This window comes from Arthrobacter sulfonylureivorans, assembly GCF_022637435.1.
Classification (GTDB): domain Bacteria; phylum Actinomycetota; class Actinomycetes; order Actinomycetales; family Micrococcaceae; genus Crystallibacter; species Crystallibacter sulfonylureivorans.
The window spans coordinates 698,069-724,854 of record NZ_CP093326.1 but is presented as its reverse complement, the minus strand read 5'-3'; the positions used below and the strand labels follow the sequence as shown (position 1 = coordinate 724,854).

The 26,786-nt window shown below is 68.5% G+C and carries 24 protein-coding genes and 2 riboswitches; of the genes, 12 read left to right on the top strand and 12 right to left on the bottom strand.

Annotated features, from left to right (window positions below):
- Window positions 1-99: 99 nt before the first annotated feature.
- From MNQ99_RS03540 to MNQ99_RS03500, 9 genes are all read left to right on the top strand, one after another.
- Window positions 100-1,815, top strand: coding sequence for an amidohydrolase (locus MNQ99_RS03540; protein ID WP_241914476.1), 1,716 nt, complete (start codon window positions 100-102; stop codon window positions 1,813-1,815).
- Complete coding sequence (locus MNQ99_RS03535) at window positions 1,812-3,248, top strand: NAD(P)/FAD-dependent oxidoreductase (RefSeq protein ID WP_241914475.1); 1,437 nt, start codon at window positions 1,812-1,814, stop codon at window positions 3,246-3,248. The genes MNQ99_RS03540 and MNQ99_RS03535 overlap by 4 nt, the downstream gene beginning before the upstream one ends.
- 168 nt (window positions 3,249-3,416) lie before the next feature.
- Window positions 3,417-3,917: a methylated-DNA--[protein]-cysteine S-methyltransferase gene (locus tag MNQ99_RS03530; RefSeq protein WP_241914474.1), complete on the top strand. Its 501-nt coding sequence runs from the start codon at window positions 3,417-3,419 to the stop codon at window positions 3,915-3,917.
- Between the two features lie 49 nt (window positions 3,918-3,966).
- Window positions 3,967-4,491, top strand: coding sequence for an RNA polymerase sigma factor (locus MNQ99_RS03525; RefSeq protein ID WP_241914473.1), 525 nt, complete (start codon window positions 3,967-3,969; stop codon window positions 4,489-4,491).
- Complete coding sequence (locus MNQ99_RS03520) at window positions 4,488-5,120, top strand: methylated-DNA--[protein]-cysteine S-methyltransferase (protein ID WP_241914472.1); 633 nt, start codon at window positions 4,488-4,490, stop codon at window positions 5,118-5,120. Before MNQ99_RS03525 ends, MNQ99_RS03520 begins: the two co-directional genes overlap by 4 nt.
- Window positions 5,117-5,782, top strand: a complete 666-nt coding sequence (locus MNQ99_RS03515; RefSeq protein ID WP_241914471.1) for an alpha-ketoglutarate-dependent dioxygenase AlkB family protein — start codon at window positions 5,117-5,119, stop codon at window positions 5,780-5,782. The genes MNQ99_RS03520 and MNQ99_RS03515 overlap by 4 nt, the downstream gene beginning before the upstream one ends.
- 72 nt (window positions 5,783-5,854) lie before the next feature.
- Window positions 5,855-6,457, top strand: a complete 603-nt coding sequence (locus MNQ99_RS03510) for a DNA-3-methyladenine glycosylase I (protein ID WP_127515517.1) — start codon at window positions 5,855-5,857, stop codon at window positions 6,455-6,457.
- Window positions 6,458-6,606: 149 nt separating this feature from the next.
- Window positions 6,607-6,999 (top strand): universal stress protein, encoded by a 393-nt coding sequence (locus MNQ99_RS03505; RefSeq protein ID WP_127515514.1) that lies wholly within the window; start codon window positions 6,607-6,609, stop codon window positions 6,997-6,999.
- Between the two features lie 3 nt (window positions 7,000-7,002).
- Window positions 7,003-7,854: a DNA-3-methyladenine glycosylase family protein gene (locus MNQ99_RS03500; RefSeq protein ID WP_241914470.1), complete on the top strand. Its 852-nt coding sequence runs from the start codon at window positions 7,003-7,005 to the stop codon at window positions 7,852-7,854.
- Window positions 7,855-7,897: 43 nt separating this feature from the next.
- Here MNQ99_RS03500 and MNQ99_RS03495 read toward each other — a convergent pair whose 3' ends face one another.
- The 3 genes from MNQ99_RS03495 to MNQ99_RS03485 form a co-directional block, all read right to left on the bottom strand.
- Window positions 7,898-8,776 (bottom strand): aldo/keto reductase, encoded by an 879-nt coding sequence (locus tag MNQ99_RS03495; RefSeq protein ID WP_241914469.1) that lies wholly within the window; start codon window positions 8,774-8,776, stop codon window positions 7,898-7,900.
- 102 nt (window positions 8,777-8,878) lie between these two features.
- A complete protein-coding gene (locus tag MNQ99_RS03490) occupies window positions 8,879-10,150 on the bottom strand; it encodes an MFS transporter (RefSeq protein ID WP_241914468.1) in 1,272 nt (423 codons plus the stop codon).
- Window positions 10,151-10,312: 162 nt separating this feature from the next.
- On the bottom strand, window positions 10,313-11,659 hold the full coding sequence (locus MNQ99_RS03485) for an NAD(P)/FAD-dependent oxidoreductase (RefSeq protein ID WP_241914467.1): 1,347 nt from the start codon (window positions 11,657-11,659) through the stop codon (window positions 10,313-10,315).
- Between the two features lie 260 nt (window positions 11,660-11,919).
- Between MNQ99_RS03485 and MNQ99_RS03480 the strand changes: the two genes are divergently transcribed.
- Window positions 11,920-12,588, top strand: a complete 669-nt coding sequence (locus MNQ99_RS03480) for a hypothetical protein (RefSeq protein WP_241914466.1) — start codon at window positions 11,920-11,922, stop codon at window positions 12,586-12,588.
- Here the strand turns inward: MNQ99_RS03480 and MNQ99_RS03475 are convergent.
- The 6 genes from MNQ99_RS03475 to MNQ99_RS03450 form a co-directional block, all read right to left on the bottom strand.
- Window positions 12,585-14,012, bottom strand: a complete 1,428-nt coding sequence (locus MNQ99_RS03475; protein ID WP_241914465.1) for an L-serine ammonia-lyase — start codon at window positions 14,010-14,012, stop codon at window positions 12,585-12,587. The genes MNQ99_RS03480 and MNQ99_RS03475 overlap by 4 nt on opposite strands.
- A 90-nt stretch (window positions 14,013-14,102) precedes the next feature.
- Window positions 14,103-15,251 (bottom strand): glycine cleavage system aminomethyltransferase GcvT, encoded by a 1,149-nt coding sequence (gene gcvT, locus MNQ99_RS03470; RefSeq protein ID WP_127515500.1) that lies wholly within the window; start codon window positions 15,249-15,251, stop codon window positions 14,103-14,105.
- 16 nt (window positions 15,252-15,267) lie between these two features.
- Window positions 15,268-18,147: an aminomethyl-transferring glycine dehydrogenase gene (gene gcvP / locus MNQ99_RS03465; RefSeq protein ID WP_241914464.1), complete on the bottom strand. Its 2,880-nt coding sequence runs from the start codon at window positions 18,145-18,147 to the stop codon at window positions 15,268-15,270.
- Between the two features lie 55 nt (window positions 18,148-18,202).
- Window positions 18,203-18,320, bottom strand: a riboswitch (glycine riboswitch).
- Window positions 18,321-18,421, bottom strand: a riboswitch (glycine riboswitch).
- 119 nt (window positions 18,422-18,540) lie between these two features.
- Window positions 18,541-19,053, bottom strand: a complete 513-nt coding sequence (locus tag MNQ99_RS03460; RefSeq protein WP_127515496.1) for a mycothiol transferase — start codon at window positions 19,051-19,053, stop codon at window positions 18,541-18,543.
- Window positions 19,054-19,122: 69 nt separating this feature from the next.
- The gene (locus MNQ99_RS03455) at window positions 19,123-20,469 is read right to left on the bottom strand and encodes an MFS transporter (RefSeq protein ID WP_241914463.1); all 1,347 of its coding nucleotides are present in this window, start codon (window positions 20,467-20,469) and stop codon (window positions 19,123-19,125) included.
- A 213-nt stretch (window positions 20,470-20,682) separates the two neighbouring features.
- The gene (locus tag MNQ99_RS03450) at window positions 20,683-21,345 is read right to left on the bottom strand and encodes an FCD domain-containing protein (protein WP_241914462.1); all 663 of its coding nucleotides are present in this window, start codon (window positions 21,343-21,345) and stop codon (window positions 20,683-20,685) included.
- A 154-nt stretch (window positions 21,346-21,499) separates the two neighbouring features.
- On the opposite strand from MNQ99_RS03450, the gene MNQ99_RS03445 reads away from it, so the two are divergent.
- Both MNQ99_RS03445 and MNQ99_RS03440 read left to right on the top strand, forming a co-directional pair.
- Window positions 21,500-21,772: a hypothetical protein gene (locus MNQ99_RS03445; protein WP_241914461.1), complete on the top strand. Its 273-nt coding sequence runs from the start codon at window positions 21,500-21,502 to the stop codon at window positions 21,770-21,772.
- Window positions 21,773-21,840: 68 nt separating this feature from the next.
- Window positions 21,841-23,730 carry a glycogen debranching N-terminal domain-containing protein gene (locus tag MNQ99_RS03440; RefSeq protein ID WP_241914460.1) on the top strand — a complete coding sequence of 630 codons (1,890 nt, stop codon included), beginning with the start codon at window positions 21,841-21,843 and terminating at the stop codon, window positions 23,728-23,730.
- Window positions 23,731-23,813: 83 nt separating this feature from the next.
- Here the strand turns inward: MNQ99_RS03440 and MNQ99_RS03435 are convergent, their stop codons facing one another.
- From MNQ99_RS03435 to MNQ99_RS03425, 3 genes are read right to left on the bottom strand one after another with little or no spacing between them, the layout of a single operon-like run.
- Window positions 23,814-25,214, bottom strand: a complete 1,401-nt coding sequence (locus MNQ99_RS03435) for an MBL fold metallo-hydrolase (RefSeq protein WP_241914459.1) — start codon at window positions 25,212-25,214, stop codon at window positions 23,814-23,816.
- Between the two features lie 60 nt (window positions 25,215-25,274).
- A complete protein-coding gene (locus tag MNQ99_RS03430; RefSeq protein ID WP_241914458.1) occupies window positions 25,275-26,033 on the bottom strand; it encodes a sulfite exporter TauE/SafE family protein in 759 nt (252 codons plus the stop codon).
- Entirely contained in the window at window positions 26,030-26,662 is a 633-nt protein-coding gene (locus tag MNQ99_RS03425) for a rhodanese-like domain-containing protein (RefSeq protein WP_241914457.1), read from the bottom strand. Before MNQ99_RS03425 ends, MNQ99_RS03430 begins: the two co-directional genes overlap by 4 nt.
- Window positions 26,663-26,786 lie beyond the last annotated feature (124 nt).

The following is a 26,786-nucleotide window of genomic DNA, read 5'->3' as shown; positions in this document are numbered from 1 at the left end:
CGCCGCCTTCTCGGCGAACCGTTGACAAAGTCCGCCGCTCCCTGTGTCATAAGTGAAACTCGTTCATTTCCGGCACGCGCCGGGGACCCAGGAGCGGCCATGGCGGCAGGTTGGATTTTCCACTCCGGCAGGATCTTCGATGGCCTGCGCCTGCATCCGGTGGCCTCGGCGGTTGCCGTCACGGACGGGGTGGTCACGGCCGTCGGAACCGATGCCGACGCCCGGGCGGCCGCGGGGCCGGGTGCAACGGGCGTTGACCTGCGCGGCCGGTTGCTGACGCCCGGGTTCACCGATGTGCACGTGCACGCGGTGATGGCGGGGCTGGAACGGCTGGGCTGCGACCTGTCACACTGTGCCGGAGCCGATGCCGTGCTGGCGCAGATCGCCGCATCCGCTGCATCCGACTCAGCCGAGCCCAGCAGCGGCTGGATCGCCGGCGGCGGCTGGCACAAGGCCGATTTTCCGGGCGGCTATCCCACCCGCCAGGCGCTGGACGCGGTGGTTCCGGACCGGCCGGTCTATCTGGTCAACGCCGACCACCACAGCGCGTGGGTCAACACCAGGGCGCTGGAACTGGCGGGAATCAATGCCGCGACGCCCGATCCGGAGGACGGACGGCTGGAGCGCGACGCCGACGGCTTCCCGAGCGGAACGTTGCACGAGGGCGCCATGGACCTGGTGAACCGGGTCATTCCGCGCGCCACGGTAGAGGAGATGCGGGCCGGACTGCTGGAAGCCCAGCGCTACCTCCACTCGGTGGGCGCCACCGGCTGGCAGGAGGCGATCCTGGGCGACTATGCCGGCTATCCGGAGGCCAGCGCCGCCTACCGCACGCTGCTGGACCAGGACCTGCTGACCGGCCGTGCCGCGGGAGCGCTCTGGGTACCGCGGTCCACCACCGTGGAGTCGGTTCCGGCCCTGGTGGCCGAGTTCGTCCAGCGGCGGGAGCAGAATGCGGCCGCCGGATTCCGCACCACCAGCGCCAAAATCATGGTGGACGGTGTGCCGGAGAACCGGACCGCGGCCATGCTGGAGCCGTATCTTCAGCCGTGCGCCTGCGAAGATATGGCGGGGCAGGATGGCATCGCCGTGCTCGACGGCGGTACGCCGGCCGACCGCGGGCTGAGCTACCTGCCGAAGGACGTGTTGGTGGCAGTGGTGGCGGCACTGGATGCGGCCGGATTCGACCTGCATCTCCATGTGATCGGCGACCGCGCGGTGCGCGACGGGCTGGACGCCGTCGAGCACGCCCGCCGTGTCAACGGCCGCGGCACCGGGCGGCATCACATGGCGCACCTGCAGATCATCCATCCCGCCGATGTGCCCCGCTTCGCCGAACTGGACGTCACCGCTAACCTGCAGGCGCTCTGGGCCTGCAACGACGCCCAAATGCGCGAGCTGACCGTGCCATTGATCGGCGAGGAACGCGCCGGCTGGCAGTACCCGTTCCGCTCCCTGGCGGCGTCCGGCGCCCGGCTGGCGATGGGCTCGGACTGGCCCGTTTCCACGCCGGATCCATGGCAGGCCATCCATGTGGCGGTGAACCGTCGGCACCCGGACGACGGCTCGGACGGGCCGCTGCTGCCGGATCAGGCGCTGTCTTTGGAGACGGCGCTGGCCGCCTACACCTCCGGCTCGGCCTGGCTGAACCGCCATGACGACGGCGGCCGGATTGCTCCCGGAGCGCCGGCCGATCTGGTGGTGCTGAGCGCCGATCCGTTCAGCCTGCCGGCGGCGGAACTGCATACAGTCGGCACGGACATGACGTTCGTGGCCGGCGAACCGGTTTTCGAGCTACAGGCGGTGCGGGCATGAAGACGTTCTACGACCGGGCAGAAGAAGAGATCCCCGCCGCCCGAATCGACGCGGCGCTGGCCGGGGCATCCCCCACGCCTTACTGGTTGGACGATCCTTCCCGCCCTGAGTCGCTGCCGCCGCTGCGTGGCCCGGTGACGGCGGACCTGGCCGTGGTCGGCGGCGGCTACACCGGCTTGTGGACCGCGCTGCTGGCCAAGGAACGCGACCCGGACCGTTCGGTGGTGCTGCTGGAGGGCAACCGGATCGGTTGGGCCGCCTCCGGCCGCAACGGCGGATTCTGCGAGGCCAGCCTGACGCACGGCAGCGCGAACGGGCAGAAACATCTGCCGGAGGAAACCGAACTGCTGGGCAAACTGGGCCTGCAGAACCTGGACGAGATCGAACAAACCTTGGCCCGGTACGGAATCGATGCCGGTTTCGAGCGGGCCGGAACACTCTCGGTGGCCACCGAGGAGCACCACGTGGCCTGGCTCCAGGAGGAAGCCGCCGAGGACCCGGCGCTGGAGTTCCTGGACCGGTCCGCCGTGCAGCGGGAGGTCGCCTCGCCGGCCTACCGCGCGGGATTACGGGACCGGCACGGGACGGCGCTGGTGCACCCGGCCAGGCTGGCGTGGGGGCTGCGCGACGCCTGCCTGGGCGCCGGCGTCGAAATCTATGAACACACCCCGGTACGTTCTGTGGCAGGGCGCGCGGGCTTGATGGCGCTGCGTACGGACTTCGGCTCGGTGGCAGCCCAGCGTGTGGCGCTGGCGACCAACGCCTTCCCGTCGCTGTTGGCGCGCACCCGGCTGCACACCGTCCCGGTGTACGACTACGCCCTGATGACCGAGCCGCTCACCGGCGCTCAGCGCGAAGCACTCGGCTGGGCCGAACGGTTCGGCCTCTCGGACAATGACAACCGCTTCCACTACTACCGGCTGAGCACCGACGCCGACGGCCGGGACCGGATACTGTTCGGCGGCTACGACGCGGTCTACCACTACGGCCGGTCGCTCCGGCACAGCCACGAGCAGCGCCCGGAGACGTTCCGCCGCTTGGCCGCCCATTTCTACGCAACCTTCCCGCAGCTGGCCGATGTCCGCTTCAGCCACGCGTGGGGCGGCGCCATCGACACCTGCAGCCGCTTTTTCTCCTTCTTCGAGACCGCGTATGGCGGCCGAGTAGCCTACTGCGCCGGCTTCACCGGCCTGGGCGTGGGGGCCTCGCGCTTCGGCGCCAACGTGATGCTGGACCTGCTCTCCGGCCAACCGACCGAGCGCACCCGGCTGCAGCTGGTGCGGAAGAAGCCGTTGCCGTTCCCGCCCGAGCCGCTCGCCTGGCTGGGCGTCAAGCTCACCACCGCGGCCTTGGTCCGCGCCGACCGCAGCCAAGGACGCCGCGGCCCCTGGCTGAAAGCCATGGATGTGGTCGGCATGGGCTTCGACTCATAATCCGCTAGTCTGCGACGATCGCGCGCCGCTGCAGCAGTATGCCGGCACGGAGACAGGCCGAGTAAGCCACGGCGCAGGCGGTTAGCCCGCGTCCAGACAATCAGAGCTCACGTTTCAACGCGCGGGAACGTCTGCACAGGAGAGAATGGAAGCGGACGAAGGAGCGCCATGACCCGCGTGCACACCCTCATCGATACCCCGATCGGGGAGCTGACGGCCGTCGCCGAGGACGGTTCGCTGACCGCGCTCTACTTCCCCAGCCATAAACGGATGCCGGACGCTGCGACGTTCGGCGAGCGCACCGCCGTCGGCTTCGAAGCAGTCACGGAACAGCTGGCGGAGTATTTCGCCGGCCAGCGCAGGGACTTCGACCTCCCGCTGGCGCCGAAGGGCGACCCCTTCAAACTGAAAGTGTGGGCTTTGCTGCGGGAGATCCCGTACGGCCAGACCCGCTCCTACGGGCAGCTCGCGGCCGCCCTGGGCGATGTGCATCTGGCGCAGGCAGTGGGCCACGCCAACGGCAAGAACCCGATCTCCATTGTGGTGCCGTGCCACCGGGTGGTCGGCGCGGACGGCTCGTTGGTGGGCTACGCCGGCGGGCTGGAACGCAAGCGGTTCCTGCTGGAGCTGGAGGAGTCGGCCGAGGTGAAAGCCGGCAAGCTTTTCTGATGCCCACCCCTCACGAAGCCGGGCCGGCGGCCGTCTACCGGGTGTGCAGATGAAACCCTTCGAGCAACTGGTCACCGACCACGGCCCTACCGTCCTGCGCGTCTGCCGGGCGGTGCTGGGACCCGGCCCGGATGCCGAAGACGCGTGGTCTGAAGCCTTTCTGTCCGCGCTCAAGGCTTATCCCCAGCTGCCTTCGGACGCGAACCACGAGGCCTGGCTGGTGACCATCGCCCACCGCAAGGCCATCGACGTGGTCCGGCGGCGGGCCCGGATCCCGACTCCCACAGAGCACCTGCCCGAATCGCCGTCCTCGCTGGGGCTGCCCGGGAATGACGACGACGCACTGCGCCAGGCGGTCGCGGCCCTGCCCCTGAAGCAGCGCGAAGCCGTGGCGTTGCATTATCTGGCCGGGCTGCCGTACGCCGAGGCCGCCGAACTCACCGGTTCCACGACGGACGCGGTCCGCCGCGCGGCCGCCGACGGCATGGCCAAACTGCGGGCGTTCTACCGGCGTGGCCAGCAGCGCGCCACGGAGGTGGCCGCACCCGATGCAAGCGAAGGAGCATTCCGATGACTGCCGAACGATACGCGGTCCAGAACACTGGGGCCGGAGAAGAACTGGACGTACTGACCCGCCTGGACCCGGCGCAACTGGAGCGGCTGCATAGCCGGCTGGAACACGAGGCGGCGGCCGTCGGCGCCGTCGACCTTGCCTACACCACCACCGACACTCCGGTCGGAAAGCTGCTGCTGGTCGCCACGAATGAAGGCCTGGTCCGTGTGGCCTTTGCCAGCGAGCACCACGACGACGTGCTCGCCGGCCTGGCGGGAATGATCAGCCCGCGCATCCTGCGCTCCCCGGCCCGCCTAGAGCCGGCCGTTCGGCAGTTGGACGAATACTTCGCGGGCCACCGACGCTTCTTCGACCTGCCGCTGGACCGACGGTTGTCCAAAGGATTCCGCGCGGACGTGCTCAACCACCTGCCCGAGATCCCCTATGGCCGGACCGAGAGCTACGCGCGGGTGGCCGCCGCCGTCGGGAATCCCAAGGCCGTCCGCGCCGTGGGCAGCGCCTGCGCCACCAACCCGCTGCCCGTCGTCGTGCCCTGCCACCGCGTGCTCCGCTCGGACGGTGCCTTCGGCGGTTACCTGGGCGGGCCGGATGCGAAGGCCTACCTGCTGGGGCTGGAGTCCGCGGCGTGAGCACCCTGTTCGACGACGCTCCGGCCGGTCACAGCGAGATCGCGCCGGGGGCGGTGCACGTGCCAGGTTGGCTGAGCGTGGAGCAGCAGCGGGAACTGGTCGAAGCCTGCCGCGAATTCGGCCGCGGGCCGGTCCCCTACCGCGCGGCCAAGCTGCCGGGCGGACACGAGATGAGCGTACGGACGCTGTGCCTGGGCTGGCACTGGGCGCCGTACAAGTACACGCGGACGGCCGACGACGTGAACGGCGAGCGCGTGCTGGACTTCCCCGACTGGCTGGCGGAGTGGGGGCGGCGGGCACTCGTCGACGCCTACCAGGACCCGGCCGCGGGCCGGGATTACGAGCCGGACACCGCGCTGATCAACTTCTACGACGACACCGCCAAGATGGGCATGCACCAGGACAAGGACGAGCAGGCAGACTTCCCGGTGGTGTCGCTCAGCGTCGGCGACGACTGCCTGTTCCGCTTCGGCAACACCGAATCACGCACCAGGCCTTACACGGATATCCGGCTGCGCTCCGGCGACCTGTTCGTCTTCGGCGGGCCGGCCCGGTTCGCCTACCATGGCGTCCCCAAGATCTACCCGGCCACCACCGACCCCGCCTGCGGGCTGACCGGAGGCCGGCTGAACCTGACCATGCGGGTGACAGGTCTTGGCTGAACGGCCTTCACCTTGTCCACAGCACTGGGGCAGGACAGGACAACACCCGGCGGGCTAGGAGAGAATCAGTCCATGGAGAAAACCGCTTCCGGCGTCGTGCTCTGCGAGGACGGCCTGGCCCGGCCGGCCTGGGCTGCCACGGATCCGCTGCTGCGCGAGTACTACGACACCGAATGGGGCATGCCGGTCCGCGGCGAGCAAGGCGTCTATGAGCGCATCACGTTGGAGGGTTTCCAGGCCGGGCTCTCTTGGGCCACCATCCTGCGCAAACGCCCGGCCTTCCGGAACGCGTTCCACGACTTCCAGGTGGACACCGTCGCCGCGTTCACCGGGGACGACGTGGAACGGTTGATGCAGGACGCCGGCATTGTGCGCAACCGCGCCAAGATCCGCGCCGCCATCACCAACGCCAACGCCACCATCGAGTTGCGGGCGGAGGGCGGTTTGAGCGAGTTCGTCTGGTCCTTCCAGCCGGAGCGCACACCGTCGCCGCGCCACATCGGGGACGTGCCGACCACGTCGCCGGAATCCGTCGCGCTGTCCAAGGCGCTGCGCAAGCGCGGCTTCGCGTTCGTCGGGCCCACCACCATGTTCGCCCTGATGGAGGCCATCGGCATGATCGACACCCATCTGGTGGACAGCCACCGCCGCGGCTCTTCCGGCGTCTGGAACTAAAGGCCCCGCTTTCACAATCACTTCATGCATCCGGCTGCATGCTGAGATGCGTGCCACAATAAGGTCCACCCGCTGGCTTCGCGGGACCCGGACGTGCCCGCCCGGCCGCAAGCCAGACACTGCAAGAGTTTTCCCGTAAGGAGACCACGTTGACGATTCTTGTCGCCTACGCCCCGCGTCCCGAAGGCCGAGCGGCCCTGAGCAAGGGCATCCAGATGGCCACCCAGAACAACGAGAAGCTGGTGGTCGTTAATGCCAGCCCGGGCGGGACGCAGAAGGACGAATCTTTCTCCAACGCCCACGATTCGGCGTGGGTCCAGCAGGAACTGCACAACTCGGCCCTGGACGCCGAATTCAAGCAGTTTGTCCGCGGCAAGGACGCCGTGGAGGAAATCGTCGACCTGGTCGACGAGCTCTCCGTCTCGCTGCTGGTCATCGGCCTGCGCAAGCGCTCGCCGGTGGGCAAGCTGATCATGGGCAGCACCGCCCAGGAAATCCTGCTGACCGTCGATTGCCCGGTCCTGGCGGTCAAGGCCCGCTGATCCATGCAGGTCAACCTGCCGCTGGCTCCTCCGTTCGACGCCCCCGCCGCGCTGGCAGCCCTGGCCGCCCACGCGGTACCCGGCCTCGAGCGGGTCGATCCAGCGGCCGGCACCTGCAGCCGCCTTTTCAACACCGGCGCCGGCCCGGTGCCGGTCACCGCCACCCTGTCGCCTGACTCCGTCACTCTCGAGGTCGGCAGCAATTCCCCTGCCATCGTGGCGGACATAACGACGGCGGTGCGCGGCTGGCTCGATCTGGAGCTGGAACCGGAGCGGGTGGCGGCGATGTTGGGCGGCGACGCCGTGGTCGGTCCGCTGGTTGCCGCCCGCCCCGGGCTGCGGATCCTCGGCTACCCGGACGGTTTTGAAGGTGGCGTCTCCACCGTGGTTGGCCAGCAGGTTTCGCTGGCCGCAGCCCGCACCTTCACCGGCCGCCTGGTGTCCGCCTTCGGCTCCCCCGTCGGCGGCCTGGCCCTGTTCCCCACCGCGCAGACGCTGGCAGCAGCCGGACCGGACGCCGTCCGCGAGGCCGTTGGCCTGACCAACGCCCGCGCGCGCACCGTCCAGGCCTTGGCCGAAGCCTGTGCTGACGGGTTGCGTATCACCCCCGACACCGACCACGCCGATACCCGCCGCCGCCTGTTGGCGTTACCCGGCATCGGCCCGTGGACGGTCGAATATCTGGCCATGCGCGCACTGCACGACCGCGACGCTTATCCGGAGGGCGACCTGGTGCTGCAACGCGCCCTCGCGGTGAAGACCGCCAAACAAGCCCGCGAGATCGGACAAGCGTGGGCTCCGGTCCGCGCCTACGCGGTCTTCCACCTCTGGACCGCCTCCGCCTACTTGCCGTAGAGCAGTCCGAAGCTCCCCGTGCGTGGTCAGCCCTCGCGCGGTGTCACCCGCGGCCGGCTGATCCTGCCCGTTCGATCCGTTCCAGCAATTCCGCCGGCAGTTGGAGATGGGGAACCCGCAGGTTGGAGCTCAGATGTTCCGGCTTCACCGTGCCGATCACGGCGCTGGAAACCCCCGGATGGTTCAGGGCGAAGGCCAGCGCAATCTCGCTCGCGGCGAGGCCGTCGACGTCGTTGATGAACCGGTATTTCCGTCCCTGGACAAACTTGTGCCGGTGGTTCTTGAGCGCCCGCAGCAGGTACCAGACGTCGCTGGGCCCGCCGATCTTGAAAATGTCCCGCGAGTACAGGGTCTGCGCCAGCGGCGACTTGAGCATGACGCCCACCCCGGCTTCCTGCGCCTCGTAGATCAGACCCTCCAGCGAGCGGTCCACGATGTTGTACTCCACCATCAGTGCGTCGAAGATGCCCAGCTTCAGCGCTTTCCTGGCTCCGCCGCGGCCGGTGGAGACGCCAAGCGCGCCGACCGTCCCCCGCTCCTTGAGCTTCAGCACCGTTTCGATCGCGGGCTCGGCCGGGTGCGGGAATCCGTGGAAATGCAGCAGCGGCAGGTGGTCGATCTGCAGCCTCCGCAGACTGGTGTGCACGCTGTTTTCAATGGCCCGGGGCGAGTAGTCCTTCACATTGCGGTTGTTGATCCAATGGGACCCCGCTTTTGTGGAGATGACCAGGTTCTCCGTCCGGCCCTTGAGGATGCGGCCCAGCCGCTCTTCGGCGTTCCCTCGGCTGTAGTTCGGGCCGGTGTCGAAGACAGTGATGCCGCCTTCGAGGGCCTGATCGACCAGCTGTGCCGCTTGCCGTTCAGGGAATGCCTTCATTCCCCAGTATCCGCCGGCACCGAAGCTGAGTTCGGAGACCTGCAAGCCGGACCGTCCTAGCGAGCGTCGTTTCACCATGCCCCTCTCTGCGGTCCCCGGGACCGCCACAAACCATCTACCCTAGGCCATCGGGGGCCCAAGCCCGGTTCAGCGGACGACGCCGGTGCGGTTGCCGTAGGCGCGCAGAGCGAACCCCAGCGCCGAGCACAGCAGGTAGCCGGCACCGACCAGCAGCCAGCCGGTGTGGAAGCTGCCGGTGGCCTCCAGCAGTAGTCCCATCAGCAGCGGTCCGGCCGCGAAACCGGCATACATTCCCATCGACACGATGCCGGAAGCCGCCCCGACCCGCTGGGCCGGAACCACCCGCATCACGCCCGCCATCACCACCACGTTGGCGCCCAGCACGGTGGCACCGTGCAGGATCACGCCCAGCCAGAGCAGCGCCGGCAGGTCGAGCGCCCCCGCCGCAAAGAAGGCCGCGGCCCCGGTAAGCGCGCCGAACCCTAACAGGATGAGCAGCGTGGAGGCCCGCACACCCTTGGCCATCCGCCGCCCCCACAGCACGCGGGAGGTCACGCCGACGACGCCCGACACGCCAGCCGCCACGCCACCCATGACCAGGCTGAAACCCAGTTCCCGGACGGTGAACAGCGGCAGGTAGACGTTGGTGGCCTGCATGCCCAGGCCGGCGAGCAGGGAGTAGCCGGCGAACAGCCAGACCGAGAGCGGGAACCGGGTCTGGGTACCGGACCCCTTCGGCGTTGCCGCGGACCGGGAGGAGGAGGCAGAGTCAGCGGCAGGCGGTGCGACGCGCGACGGCGGGGTGGCGGCGGAAGGCGCGGGCACCGCCGTCGTTATGGGGTTTTCCGGGAGTTTGCGCAGGCCGTAAAGCAGCAGCCCGACGGCGACGACGGCGGCCAGCGCGGTGGCGCCTTGCCAGCCGGCCCACAGGGCGACGATGGGGAAGAACAGGCCGGAGAAAAGCTGGCTGCCTTGGACGCCGGACTGCTTCACGCCGATCCAGCCGGGCCGCTTGTGAGCAGGGACCTGCGAGATGATGATGCGGTTGGTGGTCGGGTTGGAGATGGCCTGGGCGGGACCGGCCAGCAGCGCGGCGATCACCAAGACCAGGTAGCTGTGGGCCAACGATGCGATCACCAGGGCAACGGCCGTGCCGGCAAAGATCAGCACCAGTTGGGCCCGGTTGGAGATCCTGTCGCTGAGTTTCCCCAGCCACATGCTGCACACCGCGGCGCTGGCGAAGATGGCGGTGGCCAGCAGGCCGAACTGGCCCTCGCTGATGTCCAGGTCCTCGATGACGAGCGGGCTAACGGTGCTCAGGCCGTAGTTGAGCAGCGGGCCCACACCCATGGCGCACGTCAGGACAAAAAGCAGCGCGCCACTGGGCTGTTTGGACATGCTGCACTCCTTGCTGCGCGGATCGGGCTCCGTCCAGCAGGGTACTCCCAGTGCCGGCCTTCCCCGCGGCAGGTGTCGCAGCAGTCCGGACCCGCACCGTAACAATGGAGAGTTAGCTCACCTTTGCCTGCGCCTGCACGACCCAGGTGGCGGGCAGCCGTCCTATTTCTTGCCCTTCTGCGTATCCGCGTGCGCGTCCACGAAAGCCCGCCGCGGATGCCGGGTGGCTCCCATCGACGTGATGTCACGGTCGCCTAGGATCAGCGAGCTCCAGCCGGCCAGCAGGCGCCATTTGTGGATCCAGGTGGGCAGGGCCAGGCCGTGGTAGCCCATCGCCGCGTACCAGGCCGGCTTGCCCTTCATCTCATAGCCCAGGATCTTGGCTGCACCCCGGCCCACGCCGTAGGTCGCCACCGTTCCCAGCGTCTTGTGCCGGTACTCCGCCGGGCCCTGGCCCTGGACCGCGTTGACCACATTCTGGGCCAGCACCTTAGCCTGGCGCACGGCGTGCTGGGCGTTCGGTGGGCAGTAGGCGGGTTGCTGCTCGGCGGCCAGGTCGGGAACCTGGGCGCAGTCGCCGGCGGCCCAGGCGCCGTGGACCACCTGGCCGGCATCGTCGATGACCTGCAGCCTGGCGTTCGCGTTCACATGCCCCTTCGACCCGCGCGGAACATTGGTGTCATCCAGCACCGGGTTGGGTTTCATGCCCGCCGTCCAGATGATCAGCCCGGCGGGAATGCGTTCGCCGGTGCTGAGTTCGGCCACCGAGTCCTCGCAGGACGGCATGGTGGTCTTCAGCCGTACGTCGATGCCGCGCTCGCGTAGGTGTCCCAGCGTCCACTGGGACAGTTTCGGTCCCACTTCGGGAGCCACCCGGTCCAGCGCTTCGATCAGCACCCAGCGCAGCTGGGAGCGGTCCAGTTCCGGGTGTGCGTCGACCGCGAGTTTGGACAGATCGCTGAGTTCGGTCAGGGCCTCGACGCCGGTATAGCCACCGCCGACCACCACGAAGGTGAGCGCCTTGGCCCGCGCCTCCGGGTCGCTGGTGCCGGCGGCAAATGCCACGTTGTCCAGCACCTTGTCCCGGCAGTAGATGGCCTCTTCCACGGTCTTGAAGCCGATGCCGTGTTCCTCCAGCCCCGGCGTGGGGAACGTCCTGGTCACCGCGCCGACGGCGAAGAGCACCTGGTCGTAGTCCAGCGAGAGGTCGCCGCCGCCGATTTCGCGCAGCTTTGCCGTTTTGGCCTGCACGTCCAGGGAAACGAGCTTGCCGCGGACAATGTCAACGTTCTTGAGCGCACTGCGCAGATTGACGGTAACGATCCGCGGTTCGATTTCACCGCCGCCTACTTCGGGCAGCAGCGGCTGGTAGGTCATGTAGGAGTTCGGCTCTACCACGGTGATCCGGGCCGCCTCCGGCCCCAGCCGCTTGCGGATCCCCCACGCCGTGTACAGGCCGACGTAGCCGCCGCCCAAAATGAGTATGTGAGGCGTCGCTGAAGTGGACATGGTCCAGGCTCCCTCCCTGTTGTCGACAGTGAATCAGTCGTCCTGGTGCATCCTTCGCCGGCAGCCTTCCGGGCCAGCCTGCGGCCACACTAGCACCGGCCCGTGCACAGCTAAACCCTCGGTCCGGGCGCAGCCGCCGGCAGGGCCGCATTCCCGTGGGCGAATCCACCGGCGTGCCCTGCCAGTTCCGGCGTCGGCAGCGACTTACAATGTGCTCAAGTGCCTCCGTCAGTGGGGCTGTTGCGGGGGAGCAGGAAGCGGTGGAGGCGGCAAAGCACACGGTGCGCGGACGGTCGCTCCGTACCTACCGCAGGGCACGCACCACCCTGATCTGCGTGGCGATTTTCTGGCTTTGGCTGCTGCTGGGGGCCGCCGCTTTCGTCGCGGGTATGTTCGACTCCCCCACCAAACTCTTCCTGGCCATGTACGCCGGCGCCGTGGCCGTGCTGGTCTCCCTCCCGGTCGGCCTGCTCGCGGCCATCTTCATGCTGCTCAATCGGCCTGCGGCGGAAGACCGCCGGCCCGCTGGGGAACGGCTTTCCTCCGCGGCCCGCTCCGCCGGGTCGGCCGTCACCGCGCTGCCGTGGGCCGCCGCTGCCGGCCGGGCCAAGGAGTTGGGCAGCAGGCTGGGTCCGGCGGCCAGCGGCCTCGGCACAGCCACCAAAGCCGGCGTGGGTCAGCTCCGATCGAGTGCGCGGCAACTGCGCGGAGCCGGGGAACACTTCCGATCGCACACCGGACGGCAGCCGGACGCCCGAGAGCACCCGGCAGTCAAACGTTTGCCCGGCGCCGCTCCCGGCAACGCCCCCAAGCCACCAGCTCCCCGCCGGCCGCCGATGCCGCCACGGCGTCCGTCCGGCACGCCGGGCGGCGGCCGGTCAGGACGGGACGGCCTGGACGGCCGCGGGCTGGATGATGTGGCGTCCTAGCACTCCACCACGTTGACGGCGAGGCCGCCGGTGGCGGTCTCCTTGTACTTGTCGCTCATATCGCGCCCGGTCTCGCGCATGGTCACGATCACCTGGTCCAATGACACCCGGTGCGTGCCGTCGCCCATCAGCGCCATCTTGGCAGCGTTCACGGCTTTGGCGGCGCCGATCGCGTTCCGCTCGATGCACGGGATCTGCACCAGCCCGCCAATCGGATCGCAGGTCAGCCCCAGGTTGTGTTCCATGGCGATCTCGGCCGCGTTCTCCACCTGCATGGGGGTTCCGCCGAGCACCTCCGCCAGGCCCGCGGCAGCCATCGAAGACGCCGACCCGACCTCGCCCTGGCAGCCGACTTCGGCACCGGAGATGGACGCCTGTTCTTTGTAGAGGACTCCGACGGCGCCGGCGGTCAGCAGGAACTTCACCACCACCTGCTCCTTGTCCTCGCGGGTGGCGTGCTCCATACCCGGGGCGTAGTGGGTGGCGTAGAACAGCACGGCGGGGATGATCCCGGCGGCGCCGTTCGTGGGCGCGGTGACCACCCGGCCGCCGGAGGCGTTCTCCTCGTTCACGGCCAGCGCCACCAGGTTCACCCATTCCTGCCAGTATTTGTGGTCCCGGTGGGGGTCTTCCTTGCGCAGCCGCTCATGCCATCCTGGAGCACGACGGCGGACGTTGAGTCCTCCGGGCAGGTCGCCTTCCCGCCGGATCGCCGAATCCTTGCACTCCTCCATCACACCGTAGATATGCACCAGCCCGGCCTCGATCTCCTCGCGCGGGCGGGCGGCCTGCTCGTTGAGCATCATGATGTCGCTGATCCCCAGGCCGGTGCTGCTGCAATGTGCCAGCAGTTCGGCCGCGGTGCGGAACGGATAGGGCAGCTGCTGTTTGGAGGACTCCAGTTCTTCCCGGGCGGCTTCCTCTTCGCCGTCGCGGATAATGAATCCGCCGCCCACGGAGAAAAAGGTGGCTTCGTGCAGAACCTGGGCATTGCCGTCGTCCGCTGCTGACAGCACTTGGAAGCGCATGCCGTTGGTGTGTCGGGGCAGCACGGTGAGCGGATGCAGCACCATGTCCTGCACGCCGTATTCCAGCGGCCGCGCGGTGGCGCCGGGCAATTCCCCGCCCAGCTGCAGCCGGCCGGTCGCGGCGATGTCCGCCAGCCGTTCTTCCACCTGCTGCGGCAGGATCGCCTCCGGTTCGAAGCCCTCCAGTCCCAGCAGCACGGCGGTGAAGGTGCCGTGGCCGTGGCCGGTGGCGGCCAGCGAACCGTACAGGTCCACGCGGAGCCCGCCCACCTTCTCCAGCAGGCCGGCATCGGCCACCTCGCGCACGAACCCGGCGGCGGCCCGCATGGGGCCCACCGTGTGCGAGCTGGAGGGGCCAATGCCCACGGAGAAAAGGTCAAAAACGCCTACAGCCATGTCTTCCCTGTCCTTATCAAGCGGTTGGGAGGTACGGCGGCGCCGTCCCCGCGGTCGCGGGGACGGCAGCTGCCTTGGTGGCGGGAGCGGCTACAGTTCCCGCCGGTAGAAGGGCAGTTCGACGACGTCGAACGGCTCCGGCTTGCCCCGCAGGTCCACCTCCACCCGGGTTCCGGGCTCGGCGTACTCGGCGTCCACATAGGCCAGCGCGATCGGGTAGCCGAGCGTGGGGCTGGGCTGGCCGGAGGTGACTTCGCCGATGGTCCGGCCGTCCTTCAGCACCGGGTAGTGGGAGCGGCCGGCGCGCCGACCGGCGCCCTTGAGGCCCACCAGTTTGCGGGCCGAGCCCTTTTCCTTCTGCGCCTCAAGGGCCGCGCGGCCCACGAAGTCGCTGTCCTTCTTGAGCGAGACCACACCGCCCAGGCCGGCGTCGAAGGGACTTGCCTGCAGGCTGAGCTCGTTGCCGTACAGCGGCATGCCGGCTTCCAGCCGGAGCGAGTCGCGGCAAGCCAGTCCGGCCGGCAACAGGTCCGCGCTCTGCCCGGCTTCCAGCAGGGCGTTCCAGAGCGAGCCGGCGTTGGCGTTCGGGACGTAGATCTCGAAGCCGTCCTCGCCGGTGTAGCCGGTGCGGGCCAGCAGCAGCTTCAGCGGCGCTCCGGCCACGGTGAAGTCCACCTCGTCGGCGGAGTAGTACTTCATCTCCCGCACAGTGGCGTGCTGGGCCGCCGGCACCAACTGGAGCAGGATCTCCACCGACTTGGGACCCTGGACGGCCACCAGCGAGGTGTTGGCCGTCGCGTCCTCCACGGTAACGTCGAAGCCCTTTGCCCGCGCGGCCAGTTCCGCGGCGACCGTCGGGGCGTTGCCCGCATTGGGCACCACCAGGTAGCGGTCCCCGTCCTGGTTCGCGGGACGTCGGTAGATGATCAGGTCGTCGATGATCCCGCCGTCGGCGTTGCAGATCAGCGAGTACTTGGCCCGTCCCTCGGCGACGGAAGAGAGCTTGCCGACCAGGGCGTAGTCCAGGAACTTTCCGGCTTCCGGACCGGTGATCCAGACTTCACCCATGTGCGAGAGGTCGAATAGACCGGCGCTGTTGCGCACGGCATGGTGCTCGGCCAGTTCACTGCTGTACTTCAGCGGCATCATCCAGCCGCCGAAGTCGGTGAAGGAAGCACCCAGCCGCTCGTGTTCCTCGTAGAGCGCGGTGTGCCGGGGCGTGGTGGTCTCGGTAGTCAAAGGGTGCAGACCTTTCCTAGTTCTCGAAAGCTTCGGGCGGCGGGCAGGAGCAGATCAGGTGGCGGTCGCCGGCGGCGCCGTCAATCCGTCCGACCGGAGCGAAGTACTTGTCCACCTGCAGGCCGTGGACCGGGAAGGCGGCCTGTTCGCGGGTGTAGGGGCGGTCCCAGTCGGAGCTGACCACGGCGGCGGTGGTGTGCGGTGCCAGCCGCAGCGGGCTGTTCTCCAACGGGAAGTCGCCGTTGAGTACCTGGTCGATTTCGCCCCGGATCGAGATCATCGCGTCGATGAACCGCTCGATCTCTTCCAGGTCCTCGGACTCGGTGGGTTCCACCATCAGGGTGCCGGCCACCGGGAAGGACAGCGTCGGTGCGTGGAAGCCGTAGTCGATCAGCCGCTTGGCCACATCCTCGGCGGTCACGCCGGACTTGGCGGTCAGTTCGCGCAGGTCCAGGATGCATTCGTGCGCCACCAGGCCGTCGTTGCCGGTGTAGAGCACCGGGAAGTGCTCGTTCAGACGCTTGGCCACATAGTTGGCGGCCAGCAGTGCGCTCTTGGTTGCCTCGGTCAGGCCCTCGGCGCCCATCATCGCCACGTAGGCCCAGGAGATCGGCAGCACACCGGCCGAGCCGTACTCGGTGGCGGAGACCGGAACGCCCTTGCCCTCATGCTCGGCCAGCGCGGCGTTGCCGGGCAGGAACGGCACCAGGTGCTCGGCCACTGCCACCGGGCCGACGCCGGGGCCGCCGCCGCCGTGCGGGATGCAGAAGGTCTTGTGCAGGTTCAGGTGCGAGACGTCGCCGCCGAATTTGCCCGGCTGGGCCAGTCCGACCAGCGCGTTGAGGTTGGCGCCGTCAATGTAGACCTGGCCGCCGGCCGCGTGCACCGCGTCGCAGACGTCGCGCACATCGGCGTCGTACACCCCGTGCGTGGACGGGTAGGTGATCATGATGGCGGAGAGCGCATCTGCGTGCTGGTCGATCTTGGCGCGCAGGTCGGCGTGGTCGATGGTGCCGTCCGGTGCGGTGGCGACCACCACTACCTTCATGCCGGCCAGCACGGCCGAGGCCGCGTTGGTGCCGTGCGCGGAGGCGGGGATCAGGCAGACGTCGCGCTGGTCGTCGCCGTTGGCCAGGTGGTAGCGGCGGATAGCGAGCAGGCCGGCGTATTCGCCCTGCGAGCCGGCATTGGGCTGGATGGAGACGCCCGCATAACCGGTGATCGCGGCGAGGCGTTCCTCGAGGCCGGCGATCAGTTCGCGCCAGCCGGCGGTCTGGCTGGCGGGAGCGAACGGGTGGATGGAGGCGAATTCCGGCCAGGTCATCGCTTCCATTTCCGCCGTGGCGTTCAGCTTCATGGTGCAGGAACCCAGCGGGATCATGGTCCGGTCCAGCGCCAGGTCGCGGTCGGACAGCCGGCGCAGGTAGCGCAGCATCCGGGTTTCGGAGCGGTAGCTGTGGAACACCGGGTGATCCAGGTAGGAGGAGCTGCGCAGCAGGTCTTCCGGCAGCTCGAAGCCAGTTCCAGCAGAGGCATCGACGGTCTTGCCGGCCGCGCCCTCCACGCCGAACGCCTCCGCCACCAGGCCGAGGTGCTCCGCCGTCGTCGTTTCATCGGTGGAAATGCCCACGTGGTCGGCGTCGATGCGGCGCAGGTTCACGCCCTTGGACTCGGCGGCTGCGGCGATCTCCGCGGCCTTGCCCGGAGCCTTCACCGTCAAGGTGTCGAAGAACGTCTCGGCAACCAGGCTGAAACCGGCGCCGGTGAGCACGCCGGCGAGGGTGCGGGCGGCCTCGTTGGCGTGCTGCGCAATCGCCTTCAGCCCCTCGGGGCCGTGGTAGACCGCGTACATGCTGGCCACGACGGCAAGCAGCGCCTGCGCGGTGCAGATATTGGAGGTGGCCTTCTCGCGGCGGATGTGCTGCTCGCGGGTCTGCAGCGCCAGGCGGTAGGCGGGGCGGCCGGCGTCGTCCTTGGAAACGCCCACCAGGCGGCCGGGCAGCGAGCGCTCAAGCCCCTTGCGCACGGCCATGTAGGCGGCGTGCGGGCCGCCGAAGAACAGCGGGACGCCGAAACGTTGGGTATTGCCGACGGCGATGTCCGCCCCCTGCTCCCCCGGAGGCGTGATCAGGGTCAGGGCCAACAGGTCTGCGGCCACGGTGACCATGGCGCCGCGTTCCTTGGCCTGTGCGATCACCGGAGCGTGGTCGAAGACACGGCCGGAGGCTCCCGGCTGCTGCAGCACGATGCCGGAAATGTCGCCGTCGGGCAGCCCGGCGGCGAGGTCGGCCACCTCCACCTCGAAGTCCAGGGCTTTGGCCCGGCCCTTGACCACGGCGATGGTCTGCGGCAGCAGGTCCGCGTCCAGCACGGTCTTGCCGGCCGCCTTGGACTTGTTGGAGCGGCGCATCAGCAGCACGGCTTCGGCCACGGCGGTGGCTTCATCCAGCAGCGAGGCATTGGCGATCGGCAGCGCGGTGAGGTCCTGCACCATGGTCTGGAAGTTGAGCAGCGCCTCCAGTCGGCCCTGCGAGATTTCCGGCTGGTACGGGGTGTAGGCGGTGTACCAGGCCGGGTCCTCCACCACATTCCGGCGGATCACGGCCGGAGTGATGGTGTCGTAGTAGCCTTGGCCGATCATCTGCACGGCCGTCACGTTCTTGGCGGCCAGGGCGCGCAGGTCGCCCAGGACCTGGGCCTCGCTGCGGGCGGCGGGCAGGGCAAGCGGTTCCTGCTGGCGGATGTCTGCGGGTACCGCAGCGTCCACCAGATCGTCGATACTTCCGTAGCCCAACTGCTTGAGCATGGCTTCCGCGTCGTTCCGCCGCGGGCCGATGTGGCGGTCTGCGAAGGAAGTGCTGCCGGGCCGGGTGGCGAGGTTGGCTTTAGCCGTCATTGAGGAACTCCAGTTGATCCCCGGCATGGGGTGGCCATACCGGTAGTGAAGGGTTCCTCCCCGCTCTGTGACTGGACCTGAGAGATTCCGCAGGCGGACGGCCCGGGGGCCGATTCCTGCTTGCACCGTCGGTGAGCCGGTCCAGGGACGGTCCGGCTGCTTTCCAGAGTTGCCTCTCCGCGGCGGTACAGGGGCCTGAGAGATTCCTGGGGAGGTATTGCTCCTACGGCGCCTGCTGACCTAGTGCTCAGCAGGACTCTCCCGCCGCATGTCGAAGGCTGTATGCAGTTGTTTCTAACTCCTTGAATGGTAGTCCAGCCATTGGCGGGCAACAAGGTGATGACCGTGCCGGAACCAGCGTCGGAGCCAGTGCAGGCCCCCTGGGCCAGCCCGCTAGGCTTCCCCGCGGTCGAGCATGCCCTTGACGTACGCGGCCTGGCCGACGTGCTCCAGACAGTCGTCCATGACGCTCACCAGCCGGACGCCCAGCTTCACGTGCGGTTCCCACCGGGTATCAACAATCCGGTCCAGGTCGTCCTCGGTGAGCCCGGCCAGATAGGCCAGCGTGCCCGCATGCACGTCGTCGTAATAGCCGCGCAGCAAGTCTGCCGATTCCACCCGGACGGCCGCCACCTGATCAGAAGTGTGGCCGTAGCCATGGTCCTTCTCGGCCAGCGGCAAGTCGAACTGCTCCGACCAGCCGGCAAGCCAGTACTGACGGGTGCCCGCAACATCGGCAATGTGGTCGTCCTGGATCCGGGTCAGATGCCAGACGAGCCAGGCGATCGAGTTGCTGTCGCCGCCCGGCCGGACAACCAGTTGGTCGGCGTCCAAGCCGGCCAGCACCTGGTGGACGCGTTCCTGGATCCGCCCGTAGGCATCGGCCAGCAGGTCGTTGAACTTCATGGCGCCTCCTCGTGGCGGACTTTGCGTCAGCCTACCGGCGCCGGGCCGGCCGGGGAACGGGCCTACGCTTCAGCCCTGCCCCGAATCCTCCACATAGCGGGGCCTCCCCACGATGACCAGGCCCACCGCCAGAAGAAGCAGTGCGGCGCCCAACAGGCCGAAGGAAGCGCGCCAGTCGCCGCTGACGTCGCGCAGCAGTCCGAAGGCCAGCGGGCCGGCGCAGGCGACGGTGTAGCCGATTCCTTGCGCGAACCCGGACAGCGCACCGGCGCCGGCCGTGGTTCGGGTCCGGAGGTTGACCAGCAGCAGGGCCAGGGCGAAGGTTCCTTGGCCCAGGCCGGCCAGGGTGATCCAAAGCCAGGTGCCGAACGACGGCGACAGCAGCAGGCCGGCGTATCCGGCCGCGTAGAAGCCGATGAAGAGCAGGCCCAGGCCCAATGGATTGCGCAGCCGCGCCGCGATCAGCGGCACCAGCAGGCTGGTCGGCAGCGCCAGGATGGCGTAGTAGGCCAGCATGATGCCCGCCATCGGCGGCAACATTCCGCTATCCACCAGCAGCGGCGGCAGCCAAGTGAACATCGCAAAGGTGTTCGCCGAGGTGCCGGCGAACACCAAGGCCAGGCCCCAGGCGAGCGGCGAACGCCAGACGCGCACCGCCGTCGTGCTGGTGGTTGTGGCTCTGGCTGGCGCTGTGGCCGGCGCTGTGGCCGGCGCTCCCGGAGCGGGACTGCCCGTGCCCGCCACCGAGGACGCACCGGATCCACCCACCCCCGCCGCGGCCAAGGCATGGTGCGACGGGGCGCCGTCGCCATGATCCGGCTCCAGGCCGCCGGGACGGTAGGGCTGCAGCACCAGGCGGGAGATCTTGCGCCGGGAATGTTCTGTCCAGGCCGTCACTAGCCACGGCACCAGGGCGGCCACGCTCACGGCCGCCCAGACCCCGATCGAGAAACGCCAGCCCGCGGCCTGCTCAAGCGGCACTGCCAGCAGCGGGCTGAACGCGGTGCTGACCGCCAGCAGCGTCACGTACAGCGCGGTGATGAGGCCGATTCGGTCGGGGAAATAGCGCTTCACCAGCGGGGGCAGAAGGATGTTGCCGACGCCGTAGCCGGCCATGGTCAGGGCGGACAGGATCAGGAAGGACGGCACGTCGGAGGCCATCGCCCGGCCCAGCTGGCCGACCGCGGCCATGATGATGGCCACCAGCAGCAGGGCTTCCAATCCGATCCGCCGTATCAGTACCGGCACGGCGAACCCGGCGGCGGCGAAGGCCGCGGTGGGCAGCATGCCCAGCACGCCGGTGGAGGCGGTACCGAACGGCAGCTCCGCAACAATGCCCGCCAGCACCGGCGAGACGCCGGAGACGGCCAGCCGCAGGCTCAACGCGAGCAAGAGGATGCCGGCAAGAACGGTCAAGCGGCCAGTAAACGGGGAGGTCTTCCGGGGCGCCGGGCTATGGCTGGAGCGGGAGCGGTCCTCGGAACGCGGTCGGGTATCGGCAGTCTGTTGTGCGGGCGAGGTCAAGCTTGGTCCAGGGGGTCGAACGGCCGGGAGGGACGGCCGTGTGGATCCGGCCGGGTTTCACCTTATCCCTTCACGTCGCCGCCACCCGGTAGACCCGCAGACCGGCTAAGAACTCTCCGGCGCCAGTTCTTCGGCGAGGATCCAGAAGGTCCGGCGCAGCCTTTCCACGGCGGCCTCGGGCTGGCCGCGCTGCAAGTACTGCACGGTCTCGTCCCAACCGTCGGTCCAGATGGGATAGGCCACGGCATGTTGGAAGAGGTGCAGCCGGGCCAGCGAACGGCCGAGCACATGGGTGTTCACGTCCCGCAGTTCCTGATGGTCGCCGGCCTGAAGAATGATGCCCACCAGCTCGCCATTGGCGCGGTGGGACGCCAGCATGTCTTCGAGCTGGAGGGCGGTCCGCAGCTCATCCACCAACGTTGCCATTCTGTCGATTTCGTCGGCTGATAACCGCGGGGCTGCGCGTTCGAACAACGCCACCAGCACCACTCCCATCACATCCAGGAGTTGCACAGCCTGATGCCGGCCGAGGTTGGCGATGCGGTGTTCATGCCCTTCGGCCTCGATCAGCCCCTCTTCCGCGAGGGCCGCGACGGCCTCGTGCATCAGCGCGTCTTCGGTGCCAAAACGCTCGGCGAGCCCGGACACGGTCACCGTGATGCCAGGCGCCAGTCCGCCGGACAGGATCTCGTCCCGCACCCCCTGGACCGCTTTGTCCGCTTTGTCCGCTTTGTCCGCTTGCGCCCGATCGGCCTCGCTGCCCATCATGAAGACCTCCTGCCGATAAGTGATTATGACTGGCGTCACATACAAGTAATGTACGTGAAAAGGTGGATCGGGGTCAGACCGCTGGTTAGTCTGATGAGACCTGCAGCACAGCGTCGTGCGGCAGGTTCTAAACGTGCAGTCAGGAGGTGCCCGGTTGAACGCCATGTACGGTGTTGGGGTAAACGTGAACGCCACCTATACGGCTTCCGCCACCGCCAACAGCAAGAATCCCCACGACTGGGGCCGGGCCATGGCCGCCGCGCTGTCCGACCTGGTGGAGCAGAGCGAAGGCGATGCTGCATCGCCGGACGAACTGTACGGCGAAAATCTGCACCTGGTCATCGAGGAGACGGAGAGCGGCGTGCAGATCCAGCTCTCCTGGTCGCCGGGCGGGCAGGATGCTGATGCCGGAGGCGCGGGAGGCTGAAGCGTATCGGCCGACCGGCAGCGGGCCAAAGACTGTTCCGCAGCAGCCGATACTGCCAAGATGAGTTCATGGTCTACCGCCAGCCGTATGTCCATGACCTCACCGGAGTTTTTGCGGCTCCGCTCCAGGCGTGGAGCGAACCGCACGGACAGATCCGGGGACATGGTGCGCAGGGCGTGTACTTCGGGGACGACAGGGTCCTGGCCCGCTGCCTGCTGACGGTCAACGGCCAAGAGCCGGAATGGATTTCCACCCAATCGCGGTCCGCGGGCCGGGCTGATTTCCTCTCCTTCCTCCGGGCCACAGCGGAAGGAACCGACCCGCTGGTCACCCTGAACCGTTCCCGGGCGGCGCAAGGCGGCCGACTGGGCGAGGCGTTGACTTTTACCTCCGCGCTGCAGGATGAGCTGGAACTTCAGGTCCGGGTTGATCTGGTCGCGGATGCCATCCCGCTGGAGCAGGTGCGTGCTGGGGCGGCCGGCGAGGCCGGTTCGGTGGCGCCCGGCGAGGCCCGGTGGAGCTGGCGCGAGGGTACGCGCGCCGTACTGACGGCCGAGGGCGCCGAGGCCCACTTCGACGGCAGCTTGGTCCGGCTGGAGTGGACGGCGCTGCTCAAGCCGGGCACCGTCGTCGTCCTCTCCTGGGGTATCGATTACGACGACGCCGGGGCTCCCCTCACTGCCGCATCGGCACCGGTGCTGCGCACGCCGTCGGTAACGGGTGACACCCGGCTGCAGCGGCTGATGAGCCGCTCCCTGACGGACCTCAACAGCCTGCGCATGGCCGGGCGGGATGCCCCGGCCGACGTCTTTTTGGCGGCCGGCGCCCCGTGGTTCCTGACGCTGTACGGCAGGGAATCGCTGGTGGCCGCCCGGCTGCTGCTGCCGATCGATTCCGCCGTCGCGGAAGGGACGCTGCGCGCGGTGGCCCGCTGGCAGGGCACCGCGGAGAGCGACGAGGCCGGCGAACAGCCCGGCCTCATGGTCCAGGAAGTGCGGCAACGTCGCCTGTCGATGGCCGTAGACGCCGTGGTCCGGGAGCTTCCGCCGGTCATCTACGGCTCACCGGACGCCACGCTGCTCTGGATCGTCCTGCTGCACGATGCCTGGCATTCCGGCATGCCCGAGGACGCCGTCCGCAACCTGCTGCCCCAGCTGGACGCGGCGCTGGATTGGCTGCGGCGTCACTCCGACCCCGGCGGCGACGGCTTCATCAGGATGCCGGTCCCGCCCCTCCAAGGGCCGGGGCATCAAGGTGCCGGCGACACCCGCGGCGCCTACCTCCATCTGGATGGCAGGGCGGCAACCGGGATCGTTGCGCCGGCCGATGTGCAGGCCTATGCCTACGAGGCGGCACGCGCGGCATCGGTGCTGCTGGACTACTTCGGCGAGGCCGACGCCGGCGACGAGTGGCGGGAGTACGCGTCCCGGCTGGCGGTTAACTTCCGCAACCGGTTCTGGTGTTCGGACGACGCCGGACCTTACCCGGCGATGGCCCTCGACGACCGAAACCAGCCGGTAGACGGCGTCGGATCCGGCATGGGGCATCTGCTGGGCACCGGGCTGCTGGACGCCGAGGAAACCCGGACGGTGGCCGGTCGGCTGATGGACCGCACGCTGTTCACCGGCTACGGCATTCGCACGCTGTCCACCACGAACCCGGGATACTGGCCCACCCGCCGCCGCGCGGGGGCGGTCTGGAGTCAGGACACGGCGTGGATTGTGATGGGGTTGCTGCGCACCGGTTTCCAGGAGGAGGCCGCGCAATTGGCGGCAGGCCTGCTCGATGCCGCCGAGGGTTTCGACTACCGACTGCCGGAACTCTTCAGCGGCCAGCCCGCATTGGAGGTCCGCCCGCCGCTGCCCTACCCGTCGGCCTGCCGCCCGCATGCCGGTGCGGCCGCGGCCGCGGTGCCCGTGGCACTGGCCTTGGGCGGCTTCAGGGCCAGCGCGCTCTAGTACTGACGATCAGTACTGACGATCGCCCGTTCGCCCGGGCAGGAGGGGTCCCGCCCGGGCGGCCTTGGGCTGGTTATTACTGGTTAGGCTGCGGCGACGCTTCGCTGCCAGGCGGTCCAGGCTGCGTAGCTGCCGTCGAGTTCGACGACCTCGTACCCGGCCCGGCGCAGGGCACTGGCCGCCACAGAGTTCCGCACGCCGGACTGGCAGTAGGTCACGATGGTGCCGTCGGCGGGCAGTTCATCCAGGTGCCACATGACGCGGCCGCCGCTGAGCTGGTGCGAGCCGGGGATGTGCCCTGAGGTGTGCTCAGTCTTGTTGCGGACATCCAGGACCATGGCGGCGTCGAACCCGTCGAGTTCCCCGGGCTGGATCAGCTTCGGGACAACGGTGGGCAACCCGTCGATGCCAGTGACATAGCCGGCCACGTTGTCGATGCCCACGCGGACCAGATGGTCCCACATGTCCTGCGCGGCCTCCCGGTCCGGTGCCAGGAGGACCAGCGGGTTCTGGTCCGTCTCCGGGTTGACCACCCAGGCGCCGTAGCTGGCCACGGGCTTGCCGGCCGGAACGTTCAGCGACCGAACCACGGTCCCCCGGTGGACGTCGCCGTTGGAGCGGGTGTCGATGAAGGTCAGCGAGTCTTCGGCCAGACCCTTGGCGACGTCCGCCGTGTTCAGTTCCGCCAGCGGGGCGCGTTCGCCCATCACGGCCGGGCCATCCCGGTTTTCCCGCTTCATCCGCCCGAAGTAGGCGTGCGCATCAGGCTGGCCGTCGAGGAGCTCATCGATGAAGCCCTGCTCATCGTTCGCGTCGAGGTAGGGCCCCCACCAGGCGTAGAGGCGTTCGTAGCCGACGGTGGAGGACGGGATGGCACCCAGTGCCTTGCCGCAGGCGCTGCCAGCGCCGTGGGCGGGGTGGACCTGGACGTAGTCGGGCAGGGTGAGGAACTTGTCCCGCAGGCTGGCGAACAGCTGCTTGGCGCCCTCGAAGCGGGTGTCGATGCCGCCGGCGGCCTCGTCCAGCAGGTCGGGCCGGCCCAGGTCGCCAGAGAAGACGAAGTCTCCGGAGAGCAGGTAGCCAGGCTGCTCACTGAAGGCGCCGTCGGTGAGCAGGAAGGACAGGTGCTCCGGGGTGTGTCCGGGGGTGTGGACCGCCTTGATGCTGATGTTGCCCAAGGTGATGGTGTCGCCGTCGTACAGCCGTTCGCCGTCGAATTGGTATTGCCAGTCCGGCCCACCCTCGCCCGACACGTAAATCTTCGCGCCGGTGGCGGCGGCCAACTCGCGGGTACCGGAGAGGTAGTCGGCATGGATGTGCGTCTCGGTGACCGCCACGATCTTCATGCCGTTCTTTTCGGCGAGATCCTGGTACACCGCGATGTCGCGGCGGCCGTCCACCACAATCGCCTCGCCCTTGGCCTGGCAGCCGATCAGGTAGCTGGCCTGGGCGAGGTCTTCGTCGTAAATGCGCTCGATAAGCATCTGGTGCTCTCCTTCGATTGAAAGGGGTGGGAGGTTTCGGTTTTGGGTAAGCGTCCGGGGTCAGACAGTGACGGTGCCGGCGGTGACCCACGCCGCGACGGCGAAGATGAGTACTGCGAACGAGATGCGGACGTGCTTGTCCTTCAGGCTGCGGGCCAGCCGGGCCGCGACGACGGATCCCACGATTGCGGGAACTGCGAACGCAATGGTGATGGGCCAGTCGATGCTGAGGCCTGCGGCGTGGGCACTGAACCCCGCGGCGGAGTTGATGACGATGATTGCCAAGGAGGTTCCGACGGCCTGCTTCATGCGCAGCCCCAGGAAGATGGTCAGCGCCGGGATGATGAGGAAGCCGCCGCCCACCCCGAGGAGTCCGGTGAGGAACCCGACAAGCAGTCCCACCGCTAACGCCTTGGGGGCACATGCCCGGAATGACCTGCCCGGCCCCATGCCGCAGGACCCGTCGGTTTCGCGGGTCCCAGCGAGCATCCGGATGCCTGCGAGCACCATAATTGCTGAGAATGCCAGCATCAGGACGTTCGGGTCAAGGAGTCGGCCGACGGCGGCGCCGCCCCAAGCGGCCGGGATACCGGCTGCACCCACCAGGGCGATGACCGGCCAGTTCAGGCCTTCCCGGAACCGGGGCAGCAGGGCCGCCAGCGAGGACACCCCCACCACCAGCAACGAGGTGGGAATCGCCTGGGCCGGAATCATGCCCACCCCATACACCAGGGCCGGCACAGCGATGATCGCCCCGCCGCCGCCCACTAGACCCAGGACAACCCCGACGAGGAGCCCCAGGAGCAGGGACAGGGTCATGCCGCCGGGGCTTCTTTAGCCGGGGCTTCTTTAACTGTGGGGACGGGGAGCTGGAGGATGGCGCTCTCCCGGGTGGGCTCTTTGGCTGCCTTGTTCCACGGCATGGCCGAGAGGGCCTTGCCCATGGCACAGGTGTTGGTCGCCGCGGAGAACGTCAGGCCGGTACCAATGGCTCCGGCCAGCATCCGGACCTTCGGGGAAACGAACCTGCCTCCCGCCAGACCCAGCACCACCAAGGAGCCGGCGGCGAGGCGGACCTGGCGTTCCAGGTCCCAGCGGCCCTTGCCATTGACCACGTCGCCGCCGGCGGACGCGTAACCGGGCACGCCGCCGGTCAGGACGTAGGCGGTGCTCATCCCGTACGCGCCCAGCCGCTGGCGGGCCTGCTCGGCGCGCGCTCCCGACTGGCAGACCAGGACCACGCGGCTGCCCAGGCGAGCGGCGAGCTCATCGGTGTGTTCGGACAGCAGCGGCAAGGGCACGTTGTAGGACCCGCGGATGTGCAGGGACTCGAACTCTGCGGCGGAACGGACGTCGATCACGATCAGGTCCTGGTGCTCTGAAACCCAGGAGCGCAGGGTTTCCGGAGTCAGTGCGGTAACGGCATTGGCCGTAGAGGGGGAAGTCATGGATGGCCTCTCGATGGGAAATGGCGGATACCCCACCGAGTATTACAGATACCCCCGGGGGTAAGTCAAACACCCTAGGGGGTATACACTTGTTGGCAGATCCGCCGCCCATGTTTGGAGAAAT

Excerpts from the sequence above, each read along its gene's own strand:
- MNQ99_RS03540 (WP_241914476.1), top strand. The coding sequence starts at position 100 with ATGGCGGCAGGTTGGATTTTCCACTCCGGCAGGATCTTCGATGGCCTG.
- MNQ99_RS03535 (WP_241914475.1), top strand. The coding sequence starts at position 1,812 with ATGAAGACGTTCTACGACCGGGCAGAAGAAGAGATCCCCGCCGCCCGA.
- MNQ99_RS03530 (WP_241914474.1), top strand. The coding sequence starts at position 3,417 with ATGACCCGCGTGCACACCCTCATCGATACCCCGATCGGGGAGCTGACG.
- MNQ99_RS03525 (WP_241914473.1), top strand. The coding sequence starts at position 3,967 with ATGAAACCCTTCGAGCAACTGGTCACCGACCACGGCCCTACCGTCCTG.
- MNQ99_RS03520 (WP_241914472.1), top strand. The coding sequence starts at position 4,488 with ATGACTGCCGAACGATACGCGGTCCAGAACACTGGGGCCGGAGAAGAA.
- MNQ99_RS03510 (WP_127515517.1), top strand. The coding sequence starts at position 5,855 with ATGGAGAAAACCGCTTCCGGCGTCGTGCTCTGCGAGGACGGCCTGGCC.
- MNQ99_RS03500 (WP_241914470.1), top strand. The coding sequence starts at position 7,003 with ATGCAGGTCAACCTGCCGCTGGCTCCTCCGTTCGACGCCCCCGCCGCG.
- MNQ99_RS03490 (WP_241914468.1), bottom strand. The coding sequence starts at position 10,150 with ATGTCCAAACAGCCCAGTGGCGCGCTGCTTTTTGTCCTGACGTGCGCC.
- MNQ99_RS03485 (WP_241914467.1), bottom strand. The coding sequence starts at position 11,659 with ATGTCCACTTCAGCGACGCCTCACATACTCATTTTGGGCGGCGGCTAC.
- MNQ99_RS03475 (WP_241914465.1), bottom strand. The coding sequence starts at position 14,012 with ATGGCTGTAGGCGTTTTTGACCTTTTCTCCGTGGGCATTGGCCCCTCC.
- gcvP (WP_241914464.1), bottom strand. The coding sequence starts at position 18,147 with ATGACGGCTAAAGCCAACCTCGCCACCCGGCCCGGCAGCACTTCCTTC.
- MNQ99_RS03460 (WP_127515496.1), bottom strand. The coding sequence starts at position 19,053 with ATGAAGTTCAACGACCTGCTGGCCGATGCCTACGGGCGGATCCAGGAA.
- MNQ99_RS03450 (WP_241914462.1), bottom strand. The coding sequence starts at position 21,345 with ATGATGGGCAGCGAGGCCGATCGGGCGCAAGCGGACAAAGCGGACAAA.
- MNQ99_RS03440 (WP_241914460.1), top strand. The coding sequence starts at position 21,841 with ATGGTCTACCGCCAGCCGTATGTCCATGACCTCACCGGAGTTTTTGCG.
- MNQ99_RS03435 (WP_241914459.1), bottom strand. The coding sequence starts at position 25,214 with ATGCTTATCGAGCGCATTTACGACGAAGACCTCGCCCAGGCCAGCTAC.
- MNQ99_RS03430 (WP_241914458.1), bottom strand. The coding sequence starts at position 26,033 with ATGACCCTGTCCCTGCTCCTGGGGCTCCTCGTCGGGGTTGTCCTGGGT.
- MNQ99_RS03425 (WP_241914457.1), bottom strand. The coding sequence starts at position 26,662 with ATGACTTCCCCCTCTACGGCCAATGCCGTTACCGCACTGACTCCGGAA.